21 protein-coding genes and 1 tRNA gene are annotated in these 23,112 nt (G+C 74.4%); 18 read left to right on the plus strand and 4 right to left on the minus strand.

All coding sequences use genetic code 11. The features are described from left to right. Positions 1–39: 39 nt before the first annotated feature. Positions 40–897, plus strand: a complete 858-nt coding sequence (locus OG447_RS12145; protein ID WP_266936491.1) for a fumarylacetoacetate hydrolase family protein — start codon at positions 40–42, stop codon at positions 895–897. Between the two features lie 114 nt (positions 898–1,011). Here the strand turns inward: OG447_RS12145 and OG447_RS12150 are convergent, their stop codons facing one another. Further along, positions 1,012–2,124 (minus strand): Gfo/Idh/MocA family oxidoreductase, encoded by a 1,113-nt coding sequence (locus OG447_RS12150; protein WP_266936492.1) that lies wholly within the window; start codon positions 2,122–2,124, stop codon positions 1,012–1,014. A 56-nt stretch (positions 2,125–2,180) separates the two neighbouring features. Between OG447_RS12150 and OG447_RS12155 the strand changes: the two genes are divergently transcribed. The 14 genes from OG447_RS12155 to OG447_RS12220 all read left to right on the plus strand — a co-directional run bounded on the left by OG447_RS12155 (position 2,181) and on the right by OG447_RS12220 (position 17,089). Further along, positions 2,181–3,779, plus strand: a complete 1,599-nt coding sequence (locus OG447_RS12155) for an ROK family transcriptional regulator (protein ID WP_266936493.1) — start codon at positions 2,181–2,183, stop codon at positions 3,777–3,779. A 298-nt stretch (positions 3,780–4,077) separates the two neighbouring features. Continuing rightward, positions 4,078–4,893 (plus strand): hypothetical protein, encoded by an 816-nt coding sequence (locus OG447_RS12160; RefSeq protein ID WP_266936494.1) that lies wholly within the window; start codon positions 4,078–4,080, stop codon positions 4,891–4,893. Between the two features lie 322 nt (positions 4,894–5,215). Next, positions 5,216–5,962 (plus strand): hypothetical protein, encoded by a 747-nt coding sequence (locus tag OG447_RS12165; RefSeq protein WP_266936495.1) that lies wholly within the window; start codon positions 5,216–5,218, stop codon positions 5,960–5,962. A gap of 167 nt (positions 5,963–6,129) precedes the next feature. Next, positions 6,130–6,894 (plus strand): GntR family transcriptional regulator, encoded by a 765-nt coding sequence (locus tag OG447_RS12170; RefSeq protein ID WP_266936496.1) that lies wholly within the window; start codon positions 6,130–6,132, stop codon positions 6,892–6,894. Between the two features lie 148 nt (positions 6,895–7,042). Then, positions 7,043–8,164, plus strand: a complete 1,122-nt coding sequence (locus OG447_RS12175; RefSeq protein ID WP_266936497.1) for a TIGR03364 family FAD-dependent oxidoreductase — start codon at positions 7,043–7,045, stop codon at positions 8,162–8,164. A 5-nt stretch (positions 8,165–8,169) separates the two neighbouring features. Further along, positions 8,170–8,949 (plus strand): phosphonatase-like hydrolase, encoded by a 780-nt coding sequence (locus tag OG447_RS12180; RefSeq protein WP_266936498.1) that lies wholly within the window; start codon positions 8,170–8,172, stop codon positions 8,947–8,949. Beyond that, a complete protein-coding gene (locus OG447_RS12185) occupies positions 8,946–9,995 on the plus strand; it encodes an ABC transporter ATP-binding protein (RefSeq protein WP_266936499.1) in 1,050 nt (349 codons plus the stop codon). The genes OG447_RS12180 and OG447_RS12185 overlap by 4 nt, the downstream gene beginning before the upstream one ends. A 397-nt stretch (positions 9,996–10,392) precedes the next feature. Continuing rightward, on the plus strand, positions 10,393–11,208 hold the full coding sequence (locus OG447_RS12190; protein WP_266936500.1) for a 2-aminoethylphosphonate ABC transporter permease subunit: 816 nt from the start codon (positions 10,393–10,395) through the stop codon (positions 11,206–11,208). Then, positions 11,195–11,992 carry an ABC transporter permease gene (locus OG447_RS12195; RefSeq protein WP_266936501.1) on the plus strand — a complete coding sequence of 266 codons (798 nt, stop codon included), beginning with the start codon at positions 11,195–11,197 and terminating at the stop codon, positions 11,990–11,992. The genes OG447_RS12190 and OG447_RS12195 overlap by 14 nt, the downstream gene beginning before the upstream one ends. Positions 11,993–12,037: 45 nt before the next feature. Beyond that, a complete protein-coding gene (locus OG447_RS12200) occupies positions 12,038–13,117 on the plus strand; it encodes a 2-aminoethylphosphonate ABC transporter substrate-binding protein (protein ID WP_266936502.1) in 1,080 nt (359 codons plus the stop codon). 186 nt (positions 13,118–13,303) lie between these two features. Further along, complete coding sequence (locus tag OG447_RS12205) at positions 13,304–14,824, plus strand: alkaline phosphatase family protein (protein WP_266936503.1); 1,521 nt, start codon at positions 13,304–13,306, stop codon at positions 14,822–14,824. A 141-nt stretch (positions 14,825–14,965) separates the two neighbouring features. Beyond that, positions 14,966–15,745 (plus strand): HAD-IIA family hydrolase, encoded by a 780-nt coding sequence (locus tag OG447_RS12210; protein ID WP_266936504.1) that lies wholly within the window; start codon positions 14,966–14,968, stop codon positions 15,743–15,745. 82 nt (positions 15,746–15,827) lie between these two features. Continuing rightward, positions 15,828–16,430 carry a hypothetical protein gene (locus OG447_RS12215; RefSeq protein ID WP_266936505.1) on the plus strand — a complete coding sequence of 201 codons (603 nt, stop codon included), beginning with the start codon at positions 15,828–15,830 and terminating at the stop codon, positions 16,428–16,430. After that, positions 16,427–17,089, plus strand: coding sequence for a class F sortase (locus tag OG447_RS12220; protein WP_266936506.1), 663 nt, complete (start codon positions 16,427–16,429; stop codon positions 17,087–17,089). Before OG447_RS12215 ends, OG447_RS12220 begins: the two co-directional genes overlap by 4 nt. Before the next feature lie 77 nt (positions 17,090–17,166). Here the strand turns inward: OG447_RS12220 and OG447_RS12225 are convergent. Further along, positions 17,167–17,240 (minus strand) — tRNA-Lys (locus OG447_RS12225). 215 nt (positions 17,241–17,455) lie between these two features. Between OG447_RS12225 and OG447_RS12230 the strand changes: the two genes are divergently transcribed. Continuing rightward, positions 17,456–18,814, plus strand: a complete 1,359-nt coding sequence (locus OG447_RS12230; RefSeq protein ID WP_266936507.1) for a peptidoglycan-binding protein — start codon at positions 17,456–17,458, stop codon at positions 18,812–18,814. A gap of 511 nt (positions 18,815–19,325) precedes the next feature. Here the strand turns inward: OG447_RS12230 and OG447_RS12235 are convergent. Both OG447_RS12235 and OG447_RS12240 read right to left on the minus strand, forming a co-directional pair. Further along, positions 19,326–19,661, minus strand: coding sequence for a hypothetical protein (locus OG447_RS12235; protein ID WP_266936508.1), 336 nt, complete (start codon positions 19,659–19,661; stop codon positions 19,326–19,328). Positions 19,662–20,559: 898 nt separating this feature from the next. Continuing rightward, positions 20,560–21,045: a hypothetical protein gene (locus tag OG447_RS12240; RefSeq protein ID WP_266936509.1), complete on the minus strand. Its 486-nt coding sequence runs from the start codon at positions 21,043–21,045 to the stop codon at positions 20,560–20,562. 60 nt (positions 21,046–21,105) lie between these two features. On the opposite strand from OG447_RS12240, the gene OG447_RS12245 reads away from it, so the two are divergent. Then, positions 21,106–22,287, plus strand: coding sequence for an SPFH domain-containing protein (locus OG447_RS12245; RefSeq protein ID WP_266936510.1), 1,182 nt, complete (start codon positions 21,106–21,108; stop codon positions 22,285–22,287). 189 nt (positions 22,288–22,476) lie between these two features. Continuing rightward, on the plus strand, positions 22,477–23,106 hold the full coding sequence (locus tag OG447_RS12250; protein ID WP_266936511.1) for a lytic polysaccharide monooxygenase: 630 nt from the start codon (positions 22,477–22,479) through the stop codon (positions 23,104–23,106). Positions 23,107–23,112: the final 6 nt, after the last annotated feature.

A 23,112-nucleotide genomic window follows, 5' to 3' on the forward strand; every position in this document is an offset into this window, starting at 1 on the left:
CGCCCCGGGCCGACCACCCACGACCACGGGAGAATGCCCATGAAGCTGCTGCGTGTCGGACCCGTCGGGTCGGAGCGCCCCGCGCTGCTCGACCAGGACGGGACCCTGCGGGACCTGTCCGGCCTGATCACGGATGTGGACGGCGCCCTGCTCGCCGATGACTCCGTACTGTCCCGGGTACGGGAAGCGGCGGCCTCCGGTGAGCTCCCGGCCCTGGACGCGGAAGGGCTGCGCATCGGCGCGCCGGTCGGCCGGATCGGCAAGATCGTGGGCATCGGGCTGAACTACTTCGGGCACGCGAAGGAGATCGGCGCCGAGCCGCCGGCTGAGCCGATCCTGTTCCTCAAGGCCGCGGACACCGTGGTCGGCCCGGACGACACCGTGCTGATCCCGCGCGGCAGCGTGAAGACCGACTGGGAGGCCGAGCTCGGCGTCGTCATCGGCAGCACCGCCCGCTACCTGGCCTCCGCCGAGGAGGGCCTTGCGCACGTCGGCGGGTACGCGCTGGTCAACGACGTCTCGGAGCGCGAATTCCAGATCGAGCGCGGCGGCACCTGGGACAAGGGCAAGAACTGCGAGACCTTCACCCCGATCGGCCCCTGGCTGCTGACCGCCGACGAGGTGGCGGACCCGCAGGTCCTGGACGTGAAGCTGTGGGTCAACGGCGAGCTCAAGCAGGACGGCAACACCGCGGACCAGATCTTCCCGGTCGGCGAGGTCGTGCGCTACCTCAGCCAGTTCATGACCCTGTACCCGGGCGACGTCATCGTCACCGGTACGCCGGGCGGCGTGGCCATGGGCCAGCCGGAGCCGAAGCCGTACCTGCGGGCCGGTGACGTCGTGGAGCTGGAGATCGAGGGCCTCGGCCGCCAGCGCCAGGAGTTCAAGAGCGCGTAGCAACGCATAGCCGCGCATAGCCGCGCGTGGCAAGGAAGGGTGAGGGGCGGGGGCTGCCATCAGCGGCCCCTGCCCCGTCCGTTTTCCGTTTCCGCTTCGGTGCCGGGCCGGGGATCAGGCGCCGATCTCGACGGCCACCCCGTCACGGGAGGACCGGCGGGCGGCCTCCAGTACGTCGAGGCAGTGCGCGGCCTCCAGCGCCGTGACGGGCGCGGGTCCGCCCTCGCGCAGGGCGGCGGCCACCGCCGCGTAGTACGCCGGGTAGTCGCCGTGCTCGGTCGGCACCGGGGTCCCGCCGCCGGTCAGCGGGGACTCGCCGGAGCCCAGCCGGCCCCACATGTGCGGGGGCTCCTCACCCCACAGCACATCCGTGCGCGGCCGCAGCCCCTCGCGCAGGGCGCCCTCCTGGGGGTCGAGCCCGTACTTCACGTACCCGGCCCGGGAGCCCAGGACGCGCATCCGCGGACCCAGCTGGGCGGTGGTCGCGCTGACGTAGAGGTGGGAGCGGACCCCGTTGGCGTGGGTGACAGCGATGAAGGTGTCGTCGTCGGTCTCGGCGCCAGGGCGGCGGGTGTCGGTCTCCGCGTAGACCCGTACGGCGGGGCCGAACAGCACGAGCGCCTGGTCCACGACGTGGCTGCCGAGGTCGTAGAGCAGGCCGCCGATCTCCTCCGGGGCGCCCGATTCGCGCCAGCCGCCCTTGAGTTGCGGGCGCCAGCGCTCGAAGCGGGACTCGAAGCGCTGGATCTCGCCGAGTTCGCCGTCCGCGAGGAGGCGGCGCAGGGTGAGGAAGTCGTTGTCCCAGCGGCGGTTCTGGAAGACGGACAGGAAGGTGCCGGTCCGCTCGGCGAGCGCGGCGAGCTCGCGGGCCTCGGCGGCGGTCGCGGCGAGCGGCTTGTCCACGACGACGGGGATGCCGGCGGTGAGGGCGGTGGTGGCGAGCGGGACGTGGGTCTTGTTGGGGGAGGCGATCACGACGAGGTCGAGCGCGTCCGCGTCCCCGTCACCGCCCCCGGCGCGGTCCCACAGCTCGGCCGCGGACGTGGCGATGCGGACGTCGGGGAACTCGGCGCGGGCCTGCGCCTGGCGGGCGGGGTCGGAGGTGACGACCGTGTCGAGGACGAGCCCCTCGGTGGCGGCCACGAGGGGGGCGTGGAAGACGGAACCGGCGAGGCCGTAGCCGATGAGGCCGACGCGGAGCGGGGAGGCGGGGGCGGTGACGTTCATGGCGCCCACTTTGGCAACAGTGTTGTCAAAGTGCAAGGAAGGTGGACAATGGGCAGGTGAACAGGGGTAGTGGGGAGACGCGCGGCGGGGTGAACCTGCCGGCACTGCGCGGGTACAACGAGGCGCTGCTGCTGGATCTGCTGCGCGGCGCCGGGCCGTCGGGGCTGGGCCGCGCCGAGCTCGCCGCCCGTACGGGTCTCACCCCGCAGGCCGTCAGCAAGATCATGGTGCGGCTGGCCGCGGAGGGTCTGGTCGCCGACGCGGGCCGGGCCGCGTCCACCGGCGGCAAACCGCGGACCCTGCTGCGGCTCGTCCCCGGGGCCCGCCACGCGGTCGGCGTGCACCTCGATCGCGACGAGCTGCGGGCGGTACGGGTGGACCTCGCGGGCGTCGTCGTCAGCGAGAGCGCGGGCCCGCTGGACTTCGGCGCGGGCCCGGATGCGGTGGTGGAGGCGGTCGTACGGGCGGTCCTGCGCGTCCGCGATCCCGTCGGGCCGCCGCTGCTGGGCGTGGGCGTGGCCGCGCCGGGCCCGTTGGACCACCGGGCCGGGGTGATGGGCCGGGTGACGGGCTTTCCGAGCTGGGAGGGGTTCCCGCTGCGGGAGGTGCTGGAGGGGCGGCTGGGCCTGCCGGTCCTGCTGGACAAGGACACCAACGCGGCCGCGGCCGCCACCGTCCCGACCGGGGCAACTCCTGCCGCTGCCGCAGCCGCAGCCGCGTCCGGCCCTGGCTCCGCCGCAGCTGCGCCCGGCGCTGGCTCCGGCCCCGGCCCCGCGCCCGGTTCCGCGCCGGGCCCTGGCTCCGGCCCTGGCTCCGCCGCAGCCGCGCCCGGCGCTGGCCCCGGCCCCGGCCCCGGCCCCGGCCCCGGCCCCGGCCCCGGCCCCGGCCCCGGCCCCGGCCCCGGCCCCGGCCCCGGCCCCGGCCCCGGCCCCGGCCCCGGCCCCGGCCCCGGCCCCGGCCCCGGCCCCGGCCCCGGCCCCGGCCCCGGCCCCGGCCCCGGCCCCGGCCCCGGCCCCGGCCCCGGCCCCGGCCCCGGCCCCGGCCCCGGCCCCGGCCCCGGCCCTGGCCCTGGCTCCGCTCCGGCGGGCGGCTCCGCCGCAGCTGCGCCCGGCGCTGGCTCCGGCCCCGGCCCCGGCCCCGCGCCCGGTTCCGCCCCCGCCCCTTCCCCCGCGCCCGGTTCCGCCCCCGCCCCCGGCTTCGCGGCCGCCGCGGCCGGTGCTTCCGTCTATCTGCACGTCGGTACCGGGCTCGGCGCCGGGTTGTGTCTGAACGGCGAGGTCTACCGGGGTGCCCGCTCGGCGGCGGGCGAGTTCGGCCACCAGGTGCTCCAGCTCGACGGCCCGCCCTGCCGCTGTGGCGCGCGCGGCTGCGCGGAGGTGCTGTGCCTGGCGGCGGTGGCCCGCGGCGACCTGCCGGAGGCCGCGCGGATCCTGGGCGAGGGTGCGGCCAACCTGGTCGCGCTGCTGGACGTGGAGCGCGTCTTCCTCGGCGGCCGGGTCGTCGCGGCGGCCCCGGAGGTCTTCGTGACCGGGGTCCGCGCGGTTCTCGCGGCCCGTGTGCTGACCCAGCCCCCGCCCACGGTCGCCCTGGCCGCCGCCGGAGTGGCGGAGGGCGCGGCGGAACTGACCCTGGCCCCCTTCTTCGGTCGCGCCTGACGGCGCCGGGCATCGACCACCACGGCCCACGGCCCACGGCTCACGGCTCGCGCTCCAGCCCCGACCGAGGTCCCGCAGGGACACCGTGCCGCCCTGCATGCCGCGCGGCGCCACCCCGCGGCTTCCGGGGCGGTCGCGCGATCTTACGGATCCCTGACGGGCACGCTGCGGGGCACCCGTAAGGCCCCGCCCGCCTTTAGCGTGATCAGTACATCCCCGCGAGTGACCGGTCGGCGCAGGCTGCGTCGGACACCGGTGTGACTTCAGAGATCCCGAATATCACTGGAAGGCCAGAAAAATGACGGTTGAGACGCTCCCGATCTGTGCTTACCCGGAGTGCACCAATCACGCTGCGGCGCCGACGCCCGGCGACCCGGCGCCTCGTTACTGCGTTCACCCCGACCACAACGCGCTGGGGGCCTTCCGCAAGTTCCGTGCCACGAGGCAGCAGCGCAAGGAGGAGAAGCGCCAGGCGGCCGAGGCCAAGAAGGCCGCCAAGGCAGCGGCCACCGTTCAGACCGTCGCTCAGCCCGCTGTTCAGCCCGCCGCTCAGCCCGCTGTTCAGCCTGCCGCTGAGACCACCGCTCAGCTCATGACGCCGCCCCCCGTAGCCGAGGCGCCCGACGCGGGCCCTGACCGAGCCGACGAGGCGATGGAAGCCGTACGGGGCGGGGCCGGAGCGCGCGACGATCTCATCGCGCTCTTGTCCCAGCTGGCCACGGACCTGCCCGCCTACTTCGAAGAGCTGGCCATCATCACGGACTCGGCTGCCGCCGAGGCGCGCATCGAGACCGTGACCAAGGCCGCGGCCCAGCGGACCCTGGCCGCCGAGCAGCGCACCGCGCTGGCGGAAGAGGCCGCGGAGATGGCCATCGCCGAGCTGGACGAGGGCAAGCAGAGGTTCGAAGAGGAGACGGAGAAGATCCGCAAGGAAACCGCGCAGCAGGTGGCCGACGCCGAGTTCGTGCGTGCCGAGCTCGAACGCTACCGCGAGCGGGTCGGCCAGCTGGAGGTCCGTCTGGACCAGGTGCGCGAGGAGGCGGACGCGGCCCGCCGGGAGCGCGGTGACCTCGCGCTGGAGATCGAGCGCCACCGCACGGCGTGCAGCGCGTAGCCAACGCCTAGCCAACGCGTGGTCGAGGCGCACGGTCAACGCATCGTCATCGACTGCCTCGCGGCGAGCGGAATGCCGCTCGCCGCGAGTCCGGGCTTCCGCGGCTTGATCGACACGACACTCGACGCCCCGCCCCCCGGGCCCCCGCACCACCCGTCTCACCAGCCCTCCTTGACCCCGCCTCCATTCGGGCGTAAACCAGAACAACCCAGGCGCGGCGCGTGACAGGGGTTCGCGCGTGCGTGGGAGGGTGCGGGCAGGACCGGGGTGATTGTCACCTGGTCCGATCATCGTCCTGTCCGGCGAGCAGCGAAGGCCTTCCATGCGACTACGCAAAGCCCTTGCCCTCTCCGCCGCAGTCTCCGCCGCCCTCCTCGCCGCCACCGCCCCCTCCGCCGGAGCGGACGTCGGCAACGGCGGCGGCGCCCGGCCCGCCCCGGCGCTGCCCTCCCGCGCGCAGGCCACCTGCGGGGACGGGAAGAGCACCGCGTTCCCCATCGGCGCGCGGATCCGCGGGGGGCCGGCCGTGTACCGCACCGGCGGCGAGCCGCAGACCTGGTACCTGGACCTGACCAACACCACGGACTCCGAGTGCACGGCCATCCATCCCGTCGTCGTCCTCACCGACAAGGCCCGGCTCCTGCGCCCCGCCCATCTGCGGATGGAGTTCGACGCCCCCGGCGGCATCCTCCCCGTCAGCCTGGAGGGGACCGACCGCGACGAGATCATCGCCGTCTTCGACGGGGGCGACGCCTTCCCCGGCTTCACCGTCGCCGCCGGCGGCTCCCTGACGGTGAAGGTCGGCCTCGCCTTCGCGCCCGACGCCCCCACCGGCGAGGTCGTCGCCGATGCCGCCCTCGTCCAGCGCAAGGGCGACGACGGCGACTGGGTCGGCGAGAGCGGCGGCTACCGGTTCTCCGTCGAGGGTCCGCAGGACCCCGTCGAGGCCGGGTCCCTGGCGCACACCGGCCCCCGCGAGTGGACGTACGGGGCGGGCGCCGTGGCCGCGCTGGCCACGGGCGGCGGCCTCCTGCTGGGCGCCCGGCGGCTGCGCGGCCCCGCAGCCTGACCGCCGCCTGCCGACCGTACGGGCGACCGGGAGTGCGGCCCGTACGTGCGACCGGCGTGCGACCCGTACCAGCGACCGGGCGTGCGACCCGTACCAGCAACCGGGCGTGCGACCCGTACCAGCAACCGCGCGGAAGTCCCTCCGTCCGCCCCGCATAGAGTCCCTCCGTGGAAGAACAGACCCCGCAGCACCGTCCCGGCTCACCCGTCCGTTCCGGTATCCCCGAGCACGGCCGCATCCCCAAGTACTACGCCGTCAAGGCCCGGATCGCCGACCTCCTCGACGAGCTCGGCGAGGGCGGCACCCTCCCCACCGAGCGTGATCTCGCCGAGCGGTACGAGGTGTCCCGCGAGACCGTCCGCCAGGCCCTGCGCGAGCTGCTGCTGGAGGGCCGGCTGCGCCGCTCCGGCCGCGGGACCGTCGTCGCCGGGCCCAAGCTGGAGCAGCCGCTCTCCCTCGCCAGCTACACCGAGGGCGTCCGCCGCCAGGGCCGCCGCCCGGGCCGTACCCTCATCGGGCTGGAGCAGTTCCCCTGCCCGCCCGACCTCGCCCCCGGCATCGGCGCCGAACCCGGCGAGCCCGTCTGGCACCTGGAGCGGGTGCTGCTCGCCGACGACGAGCGGGTCGGCCTGGAGAGCACGTACATCCGGGTGGCCCGCGCACCCCGCCTGGACAGCGATTTCCAGCCGGACTCCTCCTTCTACGGATACCTCCGCGACCGCCTCGGCATCGCCTTCGGCGACGCCGACGAGAAGCTGGAGACGGTCCTGGCGACCCCGCGCGAAGCCCTGCTGATCGGCACTCCGCCCGCCCTGCCCATGCTGCTCATCCACCGGTTCTCCCGGGACCAGGACGGGCGTCCCCTGGAACGGGTGCGTTCGCTCTACCGTGGCGACCGGTTCAGCTTCACGACCCGCCTGCGGCCCGAATAGTCCCGCGCCAACACCCCCGTATCCGGCAGAAAAGGACGTATCAACATCACAGAACGATAACGGGTCTAGTCCAAGTGTCGAGGGCTGTTCACCGTCGCGTTGCCGGGCCGATCCCCCCGGGTCACGGCCCGCGCCCACCGTGGACGACGTGAGAGTCATAGTCGTCGGAGGCGGCGTGGTCGGCACCATGCACGCCTGGCAAGCAGTCGAACGCGGCCACGAGGTCGTCCAGATCGAGCGAGAAGCGGAGGCCCGCGGCGCGTCACTGCGCAATTTCGGCCAGATCTGGGTCAGCGGACGGGCCGGGGGCGAGGAGCTCGACACCGCCCTGCGGGCCCGCGAGCTCTGGGAGCGCATCGGCGCGGAGGTGCCCGGCCTGGGCTTCCGCGCCAACGGCTCCCTCACCCCCGTCCGAACCCCCCGCGAGCACGCGGTCGCCGAGGCGGCCCTGGCCCGCCCCGACGCCGCGGCCCGCGGCTACGAACTGGTCACCGCCGCCGAGGCGCGGGAGATCAACCCGGCCCTGCGCGGCGCCTTCGAGGCGGCCCTGTGGTGCGAGCGGGACGCGGCCGTGGAACCGCGCACCGCGCAGCTCCACCTCCGCGAGGCGCTCCGCGCCACCGGCCGCTACACCTTCCTCCCCGGCCGCGAGGTCCGCGCCCTGGCCGGCCCGGGCGCGGTCCGCGACGACCACGGCGACGTCCACCGCGGCGACGTGGTCGTCCTGGCCACCGGCGCCTGGCTGTCCGGCCTGGTCCGCGAACTGGTCCCCGAACTGCCCGTGCGCCGCGTCCGGTTGCAGATGATGCAGACGGCCCCGCTCGGCGAGCCGCTGACCACCTCGGTCGCGGACGCCGACAGCTTCCGCTACTACCCGGCCTACAAGTCGCCCGCCCTCGACGCCCTCAACGCCGAGCAGGAGCAGGCGCCCGTGGCCGCCGCGCACAAGATGCAGCTGCTGATGGTCCAGCGCCAGGACGGCGGTCTGACCATCGGCGACACCCACGAGTACGAGCACCCCTTCGCCTTCGACACCCTCGAAGACCCCTACGAGCACGTCGCCGCCGTGGCCGAGTCCTTCCTGGGCCGCCCGCTGCCGCAGATCCGCCGCCGCTGGGCGGGCGTGTACGCGCAGTGCACCGACACCACCCGCGTCGTCCACCGCCAGCAGGTGGCCGACGGCGTCTGGCTGGTGACCGGACCGGGCGGGCGGGGCATGACCTGCTCTCCCGCGATAGCCGAGACCACCGCGAACGAACTGGGCTGGTAAGTCACATGAACGATGCGAACACCGCGAAGACCATGAACGCCACCAACGCCACCAACGCCACCAACGCCGCGAACACCACCAACACCGCGAACACCGTGCACAAGCTGGTCGTCCTCGACATGGCCGGCACCACCGTCGCCGACGGCGGCCTCGTCGAGCGCGCCTTCGAGAAGGCCGCCGGACTCCTCGGCGTCGAGCCGGGCACCCCCGACCACGCCGAGAAGCTCCAGTACGTCCGCGACACGATGGGCGAGTCGAAGATCTCCGTCTTCCGCCACCTCTTCGGCACGGAGGAGCTGGCCCGGCGTGCCAACTCCGCCTTCGAGGAGGCGTACGGGGACCTCGTCGACGGCGGTCTCATCGCCCCGCTCCCCGGCGCCCGCGAGGCCATCGAGCAACTCCGCGGCGAGGGCCGCACCGTCGTGCTGACCACCGGCTTCGCCCGCGTCACCCAGGACGCCATCCTCGACGCCCTGGGCTGGCAGGACCTCGCGGACCTCACCCTCTGCCCCGCCGACGCGGGCGGCCGCGGCCGGCCGTACCCGGACATGGTGCTGGCCGCGTTCCTGCGCACCGGCGCGGTGGCCGACGTACGGGAGATCGCCGTCGCGGGCGACACGGCCTACGACATGCTCAGCGGCCGCCGGTCCGGCGCGGGCCTGGTGGCCGGGGTCCTCACCGGCGCCCACGACCGTGCGGCGCTGACGGAGCACGGCGCGACCCACGTCCTCGGCTCCGTCGCCGAACTCCCCGCGGTCCTGGACGCCTTGGCGGGGTCTCGGTGAGCGGCATCCGCTTCGAGTCGGTCTCCGTCGCCTACGGCGGCAACACCGTCCTGGACTCCCTCGACCTGACCGTCGAGCCCGGCGAGGTGATGGCGCTGCTCGGCCCGTCGGGTTCGGGCAAGACCACGGCGCTGCGCGCGGTCGCCGGTTTCGTACGGCCCGTCGCGGGGCGGGTGCTGATCGGCGGCCGGGACGTCACCGGCCTCCCGCCGCACCGGCGCGGCATCGGCATGGTCGTCCAGCAGTACGCGCTGTTCCCGCACATGCGGGTCGAGGACAACGTGGCCTTCGGCCTCAAGGCCCAGAAGGCGCCGAAGGCCGACATCCCCGGCCGGGTCGCGGAGGCCCTGGAACTGACCGGCATGGCCGCCTACGCCAAGCGCTACCCCCGCGAGCTCTCCGGCGGCCAGCAGCAGCGCGTGGCCATCGCCCGCGCCCTCGCCATCCGCCCCGGGGTGCTGCTGCTCGACGAGCCGCTGTCCGCGCTCGACGCGCAGCTGCGCTCCGGGATGCTGGCGGAGCTGGCGCGGCTGCACCGCGAACTGCCGGACGTCTCCATCCTGTACGTCACCCACGACCAGGTCGAGGCGCTCACCCTGGCCGACCGGATCGCCGTCATGGACCGGGCCCGGCTCCAGGACTGCGGCACCCCGCAGGAGCTGTACCGGGCCCCGTGCACGGAGTTCACCGCCTCGTTCGTCGGCAACGCGAACCTGCTGCCGGTGACGGTCGCCGAGTCGGGCGCGGTGTTCGCCGGGCGGGCGCTGACCCTGGACCGGGGGCGGGTGGCCCCCGGCGCCAGCGCCACCCTGTGCGTGCGGCCGCACCTGCTCGGCCTCGGCGCCGGGCCGAACGCCTTGAGCGGCACGATCGCCGAGGTCCAGTGGCGCGGCTCCACGCACCGGCTGTACGTCGACGTCGACGGCCACCGCGTCAAGGCGGACCTGCCCGAACTCCGGGAGACCCCCGCCCTCGGCGACCGGGTCACCCTGCACTTCGAGCCCCGGGACGCGGTGCTGCTGGCCGCGGGGGTGTCGGATGCCTGACGCCTCGCGGCGAGCCGCGCCGACGGCCCGGGCCGTCCCGGCCCAGGCGCCCCCGGCTTCCGCCCACGAGGCCGAAGCCGCCCCGGCTGCCCATGCGGCCCCCTCCGGGGCGGCACGGGGCTCGGCCCCGGACCCCGCGCCTCAAGCGCCGGCGGGGCTGGATGATGCGGCGGCATGGGGCTCGGCCCCGGACCCCGCGCCTCAAGCGCCGGCGGGGCTGGATGATGCGGCGGCATGGGGCTCGGCCCCGGACCCCGCGCCTCAAACGCCGGCGGGGCTGGAATCCCTGGCCCCCGCCCCGCAGGGGGCGGTTTCCCCGCAGGGGACGGGCGCCCCGCAGGGGACCGGGGCCTTCCCCCGCCGAGCCTCCCCGCAGGGGCACCGGCAGGGGCTTCGGATGCCGCGCAGTGTATGGGCCGTGCCGCCCGTGGTGTTGCTCGCGCTGGTGTTCCTGTATCCCCTGGCGCTGGTCGTCCAGCAGTCCTTCACCCCGGAGAACGGCGGCGGGGCCTTCGACGCCTACTCCTCCGTCTTCGCCTCCACCGCCTTCCGCGAAGCCCTCGGCACGACCGTCTGGCTCGCCGTCGGCGCCACCGTCGGCTGCCTCGTGCTCGGTTTCGCGCTCGCGCTGGTGATCGCCTTCGTCCCGTTCCCCGGGGCCCGGGCCGTCGCGAAGTTCATCGACGTCTTCCTCTCCTTCCCCTCCTTCCTCATCACCCTCGCCCTCCTCTTCATCTACGGCACCGTCGGCATGGCCAACGGCGTCTGGACCGATGTCACCGGCGCCGCCGACGGGCCCTTCCACTTCCTGACCACCCCCTGGGGCGTACTCCTCGCGGAGATCACGTACTTCACGCCCTTCGTGATGCGCCCGCTGCTCGCCGCCTTCTCGCAGCTGGACACCGCACAGCTGGAAGTCGCGTCGAGCCTCGGCGCCCGGCCCGCCCGGATCGTCCGGCAGGTGATCCTCCCCGAGGCCCTGCCCGCCCTCGGCGCGGGCGGCAGCCTCGTCCTGGTGATGTGCCTCAACGAGTTCGGGATCGTCCTGTTCACCGGGGCGAAGGACGTCACGACCCTCCCGATGCTCATCTACGGCAAGGCCATCCTCGAATCCGACTACGCGGCCGCCTGCGTGGTCGCCGTCGTCAACATCGCGATCTCCGTCGGCCTGTTCGGCCTCTACCGGGTGGTGAGCAAGCGTGCTGGTGCATAGCAAGACCGGCCGCTGGGCCGCCTGGGGCCTCTTCGGGATCCTCTTCCTGCCCCTCTTCGCGCTGCCCCTGCTCGTCGTGGTCGCGGCCTCCTTCGCCACCCACTGGTCCGGAGCCTTCCCCTCCGGCCCGACCGCCGCGAACTACGCCTCCGCCGGGCAGGGCGAGTCCCTCCAGGCGCTGACCACCAGCCTGGTCACCGCCCTGGCCGCCAGCCTCCTCGCGCTCACCGTCGGCACCTGGGCCGCACTCGCCGCCGCCGGGCTGCGCAAGCGCGGCAAGCGGATCCTGGACGCGCTGTTCGTGCTGCCCGTCGCCGTGCCGTCCGTGGTCGTGGGCCTCGCCGTGCTCGTCGCCTTCAGCAGGCCGCCGGTCCTGCTCAACGGCACCGGCTCGATCGTCGTCCTGGCGCACACCATTCTTGTCACGGCGTTCGCCTACCAGTCGGTCTCGGCTGCGATCGTCCGTCTCGATCCCGCGTACGAGCAGGCGGCGGCCTCCCTGGGCGCCCGTCCCGCGTACGTGCTGTGGCGGGTCAAGCTGCCCCTCCTGCTGCCGTCGCTCACGGCGGCCGCCGGACTCTGCTTCGCCCTGTCCATGGGCGAGCTGAGCGCCACGATGATGCTCTACCCGCCGGACTGGATGCCCCTGCCCGTCCGCATCTTCACCGCCACCGACCGCGGTTCGCTCTTCAGCGGCTCCGCCGTCGCCGTGGTCCTGATGGCCGCGACCCTGCTCGTCCTGCTGGCGGTCTCCCGCATCCGCACCAAAGCCTCGTACCGCTGAGCACCCCCCGACACCGCTGACTCCCTTTCCCCGTAAGGAAGCTCCATGCCCAGCAACCGCAAGCTCCTCCTGCGCACCGCCACCGCCGTCACCGGCTGCCTCGTCCTCGCCGCTTCCCTCACCGCCTGCGGCGGCTCCTCCTCCGCCGACTCCGCGAGCGGTGAGAAGGTCGTCACCGTCTACAGCGCCGACGGCCTCAAGAGCGACAAGGGCGACGGCTGGTACGACAAGGTCTTCGCCGACTTCACCAAGAAGACCGGCATCGAGGTCAAGTACGTCGAGGGCGGCTCGGGCGAGATGGTCCAGCGCGCCGTGCGCGAGAAGACCAACACCCAGGCCGACGTGCTGATCACCCTGCCCCCCTTCATCCAGCAGGCCGACGGCAAGGGCCTGCTCCAGGCGTACGAGCCGAAGGGCTCGGAGAAGGTCAACGGCGCGGACAAGGCCGCCGACGGCAAGTGGACCTCGGTCTGCAACAACTACTTCGGGTTCATCTACAACAAGAAGGAGCTCGCCGAGGCCCCCAAGACCTGGGAGGAGCTGCTGGACGCCAAGTACAAGGGCAAGCTCCAGTACTCCACCCCGGGCGTCGCGGGCGACGGCACGGCCGTCCTCATCAAGGCGATGCACGACTTCGGCGGCAAGGAGCCGGCGCTGGAGTACCTGAAGAAGCTCCAGGCCAACAACGTCGGCCCGTCCTCCTCCACCAGCAAGCTCGCGCCGAAGACCGACAAGGGCGAGCTGCTCGTCGCCAACGGCGACGTCCAGATGAACTTCGCGCAGTCCAAGTCCATGCCGAACCTGGGCATCTGGTTCCCGGCGAAGGAGGGCGGCAAGCCCACCAGCTTCGCCCTGCCCTACGCGGCCGGCCTGGTCGACAAGGCCCCGCACACCGAGAACGGCAAGAAGCTCCTCGACCACCTCCTCAGCGAGGACGCCCAGCGGCTGGTCAGCGAGGTCGGCGGCGGCTTCCCGGCGCGCACCGACGTCAAGGCGACCGACGCCAACGCCGTCGAGCTCACCAAGATCATGACGGGCGTGGAGATCTTCGAGCCGGACTGGGCCGACATCGACAAGAACCTCACGGGCTACGTCGACGCGTGGAAGTCGGCAACCGGAAGCTGACTGGTTACGTCCTGGCCACCCGAGACCGGGACAGTGACGCTTGCCTGGGGGTCCCCCCGGACGAAGTCTGGGGGATGGGTCTGGACCCAGGGGCGCGCCCGCACCGCGCCCCCCGGTCCGGACCCGGCTCACGCCCCCTCACCCTTCCCCGCACCTTCCCCGCTCACCTGCTCCCAGGAGGAGTACGTGTCCACTGTCCTGCCCGGACGGACCCTCGCCGTGGCCGCCACCGCCACGGCCCTGCTCGCCACCGCCCTCGGCGCGCACACCGCCGCCGCCGAGACGGCGGCGGCAGCCACCGACAAGGTCCTCGTCATCGGCCTCGACGGCGCGGTCCTCGACCGCGTCAAGGCCGCCAACGCCCCGCACCTGAAGGGCCTGATGGCCCAGGGCCTCACCGCCCGCAGCACCCTGTACGCGAACCCCATGGGCGCCACCTCCTCGGGTCCCGGCTGGTCGACCATCGCCACCGGCGTGTGGCCGGACAAGCACGGGGTGAAGGACAACTCCTTCACCGGCAAGAACTACACCGCCTACCCGGACTTCCTCACCCGCATCGAGAACGCCAAGCCGGCGCTCAACACGTACGCGGCCGCCGACTGGGAGCCCATCACTTCCACCGACCAGAACGGCCCGATCTTCTCGCCCAAGGTGGACAAGCGCCTCTCCCTCAAGGGCGACCGCGACGGCTACCGCAACGAGGACCCGAAGATCGCCGCCGCGGCCGCCGCCGAACTGCGCGACCAGAACCCGGACGCCGCCTTCGTCTACCTCGGCGAGATCGACGCGGCCGGGCACTCCTACGGCGCGGGCAGCCAGCAGTACCTCGACACCATCGCCCGCGTCGACACCCTGGTCGGCCAGCTCCTCACCGCCGTCCAGAACCGCCCGACGTACGGCCAGGAGAACTGGAAGATCCTGGTCACCACCGACCACGGCCACACCAACTCCGGTGGCCACGGCGGCTCCACCATCGCGGAGCGCGGCACCTTCGTCATCGCCAAGGGCGCGGGCATCGCGGCCGGTTCGGTACGCGACGACGTGAAGCTGGTCGACGTCGCCGCGACCGCGCTCGCCCAGGTCGGCGTCAGCGCCCCCGGCATCGACGGCGTCCCGCTGAACGCCCCGGACGACGACCCCTTCGACACCCTGCGGCCGTCCCTCCAGGCCCGCGTGGACGAGACGGGCATCCCGGCGGGCGTGAAGGGCTTCACCCGTACCCCGCCCGCGGGCTGGGCCGTCGACAACTCCAAGATGGGCACGGGCGGCGTCACCGAATGGGCCGGCTGGGCCTTCGCGACCGACGAGTTCTGGAGCCAGTCGCAGCGCGACCAGTGGCGCGAACTGAACGTCCGCTCCCGTGACGTCTTCGCCGTCGCCGACTCCGACGAGTGGGACGACAAGAGCCACACGGGCACCTTCGACTCCACCCTGATCACCCCCAAGTGGGCAGTCACCGGCGGCACCACGAAGACCCTCAACTACCAGACGCACTACCGCCAGGAGACCGGCCAGACCGCCCAGGTCCTGGTCTCGTACAACGGTGGCGCCCCGACCGTGGTGAAGTCCTACACGGCCGACGCCGTCGCCAAGTCCGAGGCCATCACCCTCCAGGTCCCGGCCGGCGCCACCGACGTCCAGGTCCGCTTCCGCTACACCGGTGACAACAACTGGTACTGGACCGTCGACAACGTCAAGATCGGCTGATCCAGCCCCGCGTGGTCCGGGCTGTGGACGCCCGAAGCGTCCACGGCCCGGCCCCGATAGGGTGGTACAGACCAGCGGTAACAGGCCAAGGTCACCGGTCACAGATCAGAGGTCACGGCCACCGAGAGCGGAGACAGTCCAGTGGCAGAGCGCAAGCCGATCGAATCCTGGCTCACCGACATGGACGGGGTCCTCATCCACGAGGGCACCCCGATCCCGGGCGCGGATGCCTTCATCAAGCGGCTGCGCGAGTCCGGCAAGCCCTTCCTGGTACTGACCAACAACTCCATTTACACCCCCCGCGACCTCCAGGCCCGCCTCAGCCGGATGGGCCTCCACGTCCCCGTCGAGAACATCTGGACCTCCGCGCTGGCCACCGCGAAGTTCCTCGACGACCAGCGCCCGGGCGGCACCGCGTACGTCATCGGCGAGGCCGGTCTGACCACCGCCCTGCACGACATCGGCTACATCCTGACCGACCACGAGCCCGACTACGTGGTCCTGGGCGAGACCCGGACGTACAGCTTCGAGGCGATGACGAAGGCCGTCCGCCTGATCAACGCCGGCGCCCGCTTCATCTGCACCAACCCCGACGAGACCGGCCCGTCCACCGAGGGCCCGCTCCCGGCCACCGGCGCCGTCGCCGCGCTGATCACCAAGGCGACCGGCAAGAAGCCCTACTTCTGCGGCAAGCCCAACCCGTTGATGATGCGCACCGGCCTGAACGCGATCGGCGCACACTCCGAGACCAGCGCGATGATCGGCGACCGGATGGACACCGACGTGCTGGCCGGGCTGGAGGCGGGCATGCAGACCTTCCTCGTGCTGACCGGTCTGACCTCGGTCGAGGACACCGAGAAGTTCCCGTACCGCCCGACCAAGACGGTCGACTCGATCGCCGACCTGGTGGACCTCGTTTAAGTCGTCCGGCTGACACGTACGGCGCCGCTCCGGATGCGGAGGGGCGCGGCGCGCGTGAATCTCCTTGTTGAGGAGGTTCACCATGCGCAGTGTTCCGATCGCCGTCCGTGCCGCCGGGGTGGCCGTCGCCCTGACGGCCCTGTCCGCCGTGGCCGCGCCCACCGCCCTCGCGGTCGGGGAGGACCGCGGCAGCGTCTCGGTCGACCCCGACCCGGCCGAGCCCGGGGCGCAGGTCAAGCTGCGCGTCCAGGGCTGCAAGGGCACCACGGGCGCCGCGAAGTCCGCCGTCTTCGTGGCGGACGCCGACCTGCGCGGCCGCGACGGCGGCCGCAGCCCGCTGTACGGCGACGCGATGATCAGCTCGCACGCCTCGCCGGGCTGGCACTCCGTACGGGTGACCTGCGACGGCCGTGACGGTGCGGTCCACGGCTCCATCGAGGTCAAGCACCGCCGCGACCACCGGCCCGATCCGCACCGTTCGCCGGTCTGGCCGGTCCACGCGGGCGGCGGCGGGATGTCCGCCGAGGTCGCCGAGACGACCCGGCTGGCGGCGGCCAAGAAGGACCACGGGGACGACGGCCCGGGCCTGTCGCACACGCTGATCGGAGCCGTCCTCGCGGCCGTTGCCACGCTGGCCGTGGCGGGCCGCGCGCTGACCCTGCGCCGCCGCCGCAGCGGCGAATGAGCGAGGGCAAGACCTCCGCGGGCGGCCGGCTGCTGACCTTCGCCGCCTGGTCGGTGCTGGTGCTGGGCCTGTGGCTGTGGGGCCGGCAGATCACCGGGGTGCCCGAGCCGACGGCCGGGCAGGCCGGCGGGTCGGTGGGCCCGGCCCTGCCGGCCGCGCACGCCCCGCTCGGCGCGGCCCTGCCACAGCGGGTCGACGTACCGTCCATAGGCATCCAGGCTCCGGTGGTCTCCCGGGGCCTGGACGGCGACGGCGCGATCGATCCGCCGCCCGAGGACCGCCCGGGCACGGTGGGCTGGTGGGGCGCCGGCACCCAGCCCGGCGCCGCCGGGACGGCGCTGATGGTGGGGCACGTGGACACCCGCTCGAAACCGGCGGTGTTCTACGGCCTCAGCTCGGCGCAGCCGGGCGACAAGGTGCGGGTGGTACGGGCGGACGGCTCGGTCGCGGAGTTCACCATCGAGGACGTACGGGTCTACACGCGGGCGGGCTTCGACCCGCACAAGGCGTACGGCCAGCGGATCAGGGGGCGGGCCGAGCTGAGGCTGGTGACCTGCGGAGGCACCTACGACAAGGCGGCCAAGGAGTACACGGCCAATGTGGTGGTTTCCGCGTACCTGACGGGCTCGGGAGCGCGGCCGGCCGGCCCGGTCGCGTAGCTCCTCCCGCCGTGCGGCACGACACGGGACAACGAAGAAGCCCCCGCAGCTTTCGCTGCGGGGGCTTCTTCCGTCTGTGCGCCGCCAGGGACTCGAACCCCGGACCCGCTGATTAAGAGTCAGCTGCTCTAACCAACTGAGCTAGCGGCGCTTGGTGACAGGGAAAACTCTACCCCACCTCCAGAGGTGCTCGTGACCAGCCACGCCCGCATTGTCCGATTAACCCATGTTTGGGCAATCTATCGTGCACGATATGTCTGGCCGTGCCGCATCTGATGACCCGCCAGATGCGGTTCCGGCCGACCAGTGGACGAGCAGGGGAGTGGACGGAACCGCATGACGATGCAGCCGCCGACACGTGTGCAGATGCCGATGCCCGCATTCGAGGAGTACGAGCCCGCGGGCGACTGTGCGTGCCAGGGGTGCACCCTGCGCCGCCGCGCGCTGGCCCGCGCGCGGGCCATACCGCTCCGGGACGGGGGCCACCCCGCCGCCCGCGGGGCCCGCCGGGCGCTGGTCCTGGCCACCGCCGCGGGCGTGGTCCTGGGCGGCGGCGGGGCCGCGGCGGCGCTGACCGCCCCGGCCGGCCCGGCCGCCCCCGGGGCGGTGGCGACGGACGACCCCGGCTCCCCGCAGGGCGGCCGGGCCCCGCTGCACGGCCCCAAGGCGCCGGTCGGCAAGCCCGGAGCCCCGGGCTTGCCGGGCGCACCGGGTGCGGTCAAGCGGATCGACCGGGCGACGATCATCAACCGGGCGAAGCTGTGGCTGGACGCGCAGGTCCCGTACAGCATGTCCGACTACTGGACGGACGGTTACCGGCAGGACTGCTCGGGCTACGTCTCCATGGCCTGGAACCTCGGGACGAACGAGTGGACCGGCAGCCTCGACCGCTTCGCCACCAAGATCACCAAGGAGGAGCTCCTGCCGGGGGACATGCTCCTCTTCCACAACCCGGCGGACCCCACCAACGGCTCGCACGTCGTCATCTTCGGCGGCTGGGTCGACGAGACGCACACGCACTACGTCGCCTACGAGCAGACCAGGCCGAACACGCGGAAGCTGGCGACGCCGTACGGGTACTGGAGCAACGCCGCGAAGTACGTCCCGTACCGGTTCAACGGGGTGACCGGCGGGATCGTGCCCGAGGTCCCGCCGGTCGCCGAGCCGCCGGCGGGCGGGAAGCCGGGGGACGTGACGCCGTTCCCGGGCGCGGCGAAGTTCGGCCCCGGCGCGACCAACGACCACGTGGCGCAGCTCGGCAAGATGCTGATCGACCGGGGCGGGTACCGGTTCTACCCGAAGGGGGTGGCGGACCGGACGTGGAGCGACCACGACCGGCTGGCCACCCAGGCCTTCCAGACCGCGCAGGGCTGGACGGGCGCCGACGCCGACGGCGTCCCCGGCGAGCACACCTGGCGCCTGCTGGTCCAGCGCCAGGGCAAGGACATCCAGCCGCTGGTCGAGGGGGCGCCCGGCCCGGGCGGGGTCCGCGCCTACCCGGGCCTGTCGACCTTCCGCCCGGGCAAGTCCCACGAGGCCGTCGCCGCCCTCGGCCGCCAGCTGGTGAAGAAGGGCTTCGGCAAGCACTACACGTCCGGCCCGGGCCTGCGCTGGAGCGAGGCCGACCGCCGCAACGTCGAGGCCTTCCAGCGCGCCCAGGGCTGGCGCGGCGCCTCGGCCGACGGCTACCCGGGCCCGGAAACCTGGCGCCGGCTGTTCGCATGACGGAGGTAACGATGTACCCCACGCGCACCACGTCCACCACGGGCACCCTCCACATGCCCCCAGCGTCCGCGTCCCCGACGCCATCCCGGGCCGCTGCGGCCCCGGCCACTGCGGCCGCCCCGGCCCCGGCCCCGGCCACTGCGGCCGCCCCGGCCCCGGCCCCGGCCACGGCGGCGTTCGCGGCCCGGGCTGCTTCCCCGGCCCCGGAGCCGCGCCGGGTCACCGCCCGGGCCGCCCAGGCCCATGTGCCGAGCCCGGCCCCGGCGTGGAACGCGGCCCGGCCCGCCTCGGCCCCTGCGCCGAGCCCGGCCGCCCCTGCGGCGGTCCTGGCCACCGCCTCGGCCGCCCAGGCCCCGGCCGGTCCCCCGGCCCCTGCGCCGAGCCGGGCCCGGCCCGCCTCGGCCCCTGCGCCGAGCCCGGCCGCCCCTGCGGCGGTCCTGGCCACCGCCTCGGCCGCCCAGGCCCCGGCCGGTCCCCCGGCCCCTGCGCCGAGCCCGGCCTCCCCGGTCACTCAGGCCCCGCCCGGTTCCCAGGCCCATGCGCCGAGCCCGGCCTGGGTGTCCGCGCAGGCTCCGGCCGCCGCCGATGCCGCCCCGGCTCGGGCCTGGAGTGCGGCCCGGGCCGCCGAGGCCCCGGCGTCTGCCTCGGCTCCGGCGGCGTTCCCAGCCCCGACTGCCTCCCTGGCCTCGGCGCCGAGCAGCGCCTGGGCGTCCGCGCCGACTTGGGCCGCCGTCGAGCCCGGGCCGACCACGACGTCCACGGGGGCCTGGACCCCGTCGGCCCCGGCCGTCTCCCGGGCCCCGGCGGCATCCCCGGCGCCTGGGACGGGCCCGGCTTGGGCCTCCACGCCGAGTCCGGCCGCCGCTGCGGCCGTTCCGGCTCCGGCGCCGTGCGCGGCCCGGGCCGTCTCTGCCTCGGCTCACGCCGGGGCCGCGCCGGACTCCGCGGCCCCGCCGGCCCGGGCGTCGGTGTCGACGGCCGCCGCTGAGGCTGCCCCGATTGTGGACTGGAGCCCGGCCCAGGCGCCGTCTGGTTCCCAGACCCCTGCGCAGAGCCCGGCCCGGGCGCCCGCGCCGAGTCCGGCTGCGACTGAGGCCGTTCCGGCCGGGGCGTCGACCGGGGCCTGGGCCGCGTCGGCCCCGGCCTCGCTGTCGACCCCGGCCGGTTCCCCGGCCTCGGCTCCGGCGTGGAGCCAGGACCGGGGGGCCGGGTCGGGTCCGGCCGCCGCTGGGGCCGTTCCGGCTGCGGTGCCGAGCGCGGCACGGGCCGCCTCGGCCCCAACGCCTGCGCCCGGCGAGGCCGCCCCGGTGCCGAGCCCTGCCCGGGCGTCGGCGCCGACGGCCGCATCCGATGCCGCCCCGGCTGCGGAGTGGAGTCAGGACCGGGCCGCCTCTGCCCCGGCCTCCGTGCCGACCCGAGCCACCGCTCCGGCCCCGGCGCCGAGCCCGGCTCGGGCGTCCGCGCCGGCTCCGGAGTCGAGCGCCGCTCGGGCTGCCTCGGCCCCCGTCCTCGACCCGGCTCCGGCTCCGGCCCCGGCCCCGGCGTGGAGTCCGACCCGGGGGGCCGGGTCGGGTCCAGCCGCTGCTGAGGGCGTTCCGGCGCCGGGTGCGGCGCGGGCCGAAGCGGGCCTCTTGCCGACCACCGAAGAAGATGGCCCCGGCGCGGGCGCGGTGTGGACCACCGGGGCCGTGCGGGTGCCCGGGTGGGCGGTGCGGCCCGCGGTGGCTGAGTACGTTCCGGCTGCCCTACGGCTGGTGGAGTCGGAGTCGGAGTCGGAGTCGGTGGCGGAGCCCGCGGCCGCTGCCGTCACCGCGGCCGGGGACGGGCCGGAGCCGTCGCCGCGCGGGTACGAGGTGCCGGCCGCCCGAACGCAGGCCGACCCGACGGCTGCAGAGGCCCCCCACCCGCAGGATCATGGCCCACGCCTGCAGAGCCAGGCCCCGCGCCCGCAGGGTCAGCCTCCGTGCCCGCAGGGTCAGGCCCCGCACCCGCAGGACCAGCCGCCTCCGCACCCGCAGGGCCATGGCCGGCGCCTGCAGGGCCAGCCGCACCCGCAGGGTCAGGCCCCACAGGGTCAGCCGTCGCGCCCGCAGGGCCAGCCCCCGCGGGACCAACCCCTGCGCCCGCAGGGCCAGGCCCCGCACCCGCAGGCCCAGCCCCCGCAGGACCCGCCCCCGCAGGGCCCGCCCCCGCGCCCGTGGAACACCGGCGGCGAGGCCGCCATCCCGCACCCGCAGGCGCCCGAGCCCGAGGCGGGGCCCGAGGCCGAGGCGGGGCCCGGGCCTGACGCCGTGAGCTCCGGCGTGCCCGGCCCCGGGGTCGTCGAGATCGTTGCCCAAGCGGTGGCGCGGGGCCTGGAGGCGGACGGGGCCGACACGCAGGACCTGCCCCGCACCGCCCCCCACCGGGGCGCGGCGGTCACCGAGGTCCCGGTGCACCTGCCGTTCCGCGCCGAGCCCCGGCAGCCGGCCTCCCCCGCCGCGACCTCCCCCGCCGCGGCCAGGCCCCGCCCGGCCGCCACCACCCGCCCCGCCACCCCCCGCCCCGCCCCCGCACGCCGCGCCCCCCGCGGCGACGAGCGGCTGCGCGAGCACTACGGCCCGGTGCTGCCCGGCTGGATCGGCGTAGCCGTCGGCGGGCTCGCCCTCACCGGCTGCGCGGCCGTGCTCTGGCGGGCCGGAGCCGTCCCCGCCACCCTCGTGGCCGCCCTCGGCGCGACCCCCCGCGCCTACCAGGGCCTGCGCGCCACCCACTGGCCGCCGCTCGCCTTCCTCGGCATCGTCGCCCTGCTCGCCCTCGGCGGGCTCGGCCGCTCCCGGACCGGCCACGCCTGGGTGCTCACCCTGTTCGGCCGCTACCGGGGCACGGTCCGCCGTACCGGCCTGACCTGGATCAGCCCCCTGCTCCTGCGCACCCGGGTCGACGTACGGCTGCGGCACTGGCGCAGCGAACCGATGCCCGCCGTGGACTCCGGCGGGCTCGCCCTCCAGGTCGTCGTGCAGGTCGTCTGGCAGGTCAAGGACACCGCCCGGGCCACCCTCGCGGTCGCGGACCACACCGAGTACCTCGCCGAGCAGGTCGAGTCGGCCATGGCCCGCGTCCTGTCCCAGCTCCCCGCGGACGCCTTCCACGAGGACGCGCCGACCCTGCGCGACGCCGAGGCCGTCGGTGACGCGCTGACCCGGATGCTGGCGGCGGAGACCGAGGCGGTGGGGGTGGAGGTGTACTCCGCCCAGCCGACGCGGATCGAGTACGCCCCCGAGGTGGCCGCGGCCATGCGCCGCCGCCGGGTCGCGGCGATCGACGCGAAGCACCGGGACAGCGTGCTGACCTCGGTGGTGGACGCCGTCGACGACACCGTCCACCGGCTGACCTCGCGCGGGCTCGTCGAGCTCGACGACTACGAGCGCAAGGCCCTGGTGAAGGACCTCACGGTCGCCTTCTACACGGGGCGCTCGGAACAGGACCGGTAGCAGCACCGCCGCAGTACGGGAACGGGTGGCCGGAACCTACCGGACCACCCGTTCCCGCATCGGTATGGACATGGCCAACTCTCGTCAATAATCTGGGACTTGGTCTAGACCTGAAGAACTCGACAGAGCCACTTCATCCCCACGCGTGCGCACGCTCTCGCCGAACTCCCCCCACGTTCAAGGAGCATCATGCGTCACTTCCGCATGCCCGCACGGCGGCCCGCACGGCCCGGACGGGCCCGCGCCGCCGCGCTCGGCCTCGGCCTCGTCGCCGGAATCACCCTGCTCAGCGCCCCCAGCGCGAGCAGCCACGGCTACACGGACACCCCCATCAGCCGCCAGAAGCTCTGCGCCAACAAGACCGTCTCCGACTGCGGCGCCATCCAGTGGGAGCCGCAGAGCGTCGAGGGCTTCAAGGGGTTCCCGGCCGCCGGCCCCGCCGACGGCAAGATATGTTCCGGCGGACTTCCGCAGTTCGCGGAGCTCGACAACCCGCGCGGCGGCGCCTGGCCCACCACCAAGGTGACCAGCGGCCAGAGCTACGGCTTCCGGTGGCAGTTCACGGCCAACCACTCCACCACCGACTTCAAGTACTACGTCACCAAGAACGGCTGGAACCCCGGCCAGCCCCTCACCCGCGCCGCCCTCGACCCCCAGCCCTTCCTCACCGTCGCCTACAACGGCGCCCGGCCCGACATGACCACCGTCCACCAGGGCGCGATGCCGAGCGGCAAGACCGGCCGGCACATGATCCTGGCCGTCTGGACGGTGAACGACACCCCGATGGCCTTCTACGCCTGCTCCGACGTTCAGTTCTGACGACAC

Source organism: Streptomyces sp. NBC_01408 (assembly GCF_026340255.1).
Classification (GTDB): domain Bacteria; phylum Actinomycetota; class Actinomycetes; order Streptomycetales; family Streptomycetaceae; genus Streptomyces.

Coding starts and splice junctions, on each gene's coding strand:
- OG447_RS12230 (WP_266936507.1), top strand. CDS start 17,456: ATGCCGATGCCCGCATTCGAGGAGTACGAGCCCGCGGGCGACTGTGCG.
- OG447_RS12160 (WP_266936494.1), top strand. CDS start 4,078: ATGACGGTTGAGACGCTCCCGATCTGTGCTTACCCGGAGTGCACCAAT.
- OG447_RS12215 (WP_266936505.1), top strand. CDS start 15,828: ATGCGCAGTGTTCCGATCGCCGTCCGTGCCGCCGGGGTGGCCGTCGCC.
- OG447_RS12200 (WP_266936502.1), top strand. CDS start 12,038: ATGCCCAGCAACCGCAAGCTCCTCCTGCGCACCGCCACCGCCGTCACC.
- OG447_RS12145 (WP_266936491.1), top strand. CDS start 40: ATGAAGCTGCTGCGTGTCGGACCCGTCGGGTCGGAGCGCCCCGCGCTG.
- OG447_RS12220 (WP_266936506.1), top strand. CDS start 16,427: ATGAGCGAGGGCAAGACCTCCGCGGGCGGCCGGCTGCTGACCTTCGCC.
- OG447_RS12190 (WP_266936500.1), top strand. CDS start 10,393: ATGCCGCGCAGTGTATGGGCCGTGCCGCCCGTGGTGTTGCTCGCGCTG.
- OG447_RS12180 (WP_266936498.1), top strand. CDS start 8,170: ATGAACGATGCGAACACCGCGAAGACCATGAACGCCACCAACGCCACC.
- OG447_RS12150 (WP_266936492.1), bottom strand. CDS start 2,124: ATGAACGTCACCGCCCCCGCCTCCCCGCTCCGCGTCGGCCTCATCGGC.
- OG447_RS12165 (WP_266936495.1), top strand. CDS start 5,216: ATGCGACTACGCAAAGCCCTTGCCCTCTCCGCCGCAGTCTCCGCCGCC.
- OG447_RS12250 (WP_266936511.1), top strand. CDS start 22,477: ATGCGTCACTTCCGCATGCCCGCACGGCGGCCCGCACGGCCCGGACGG.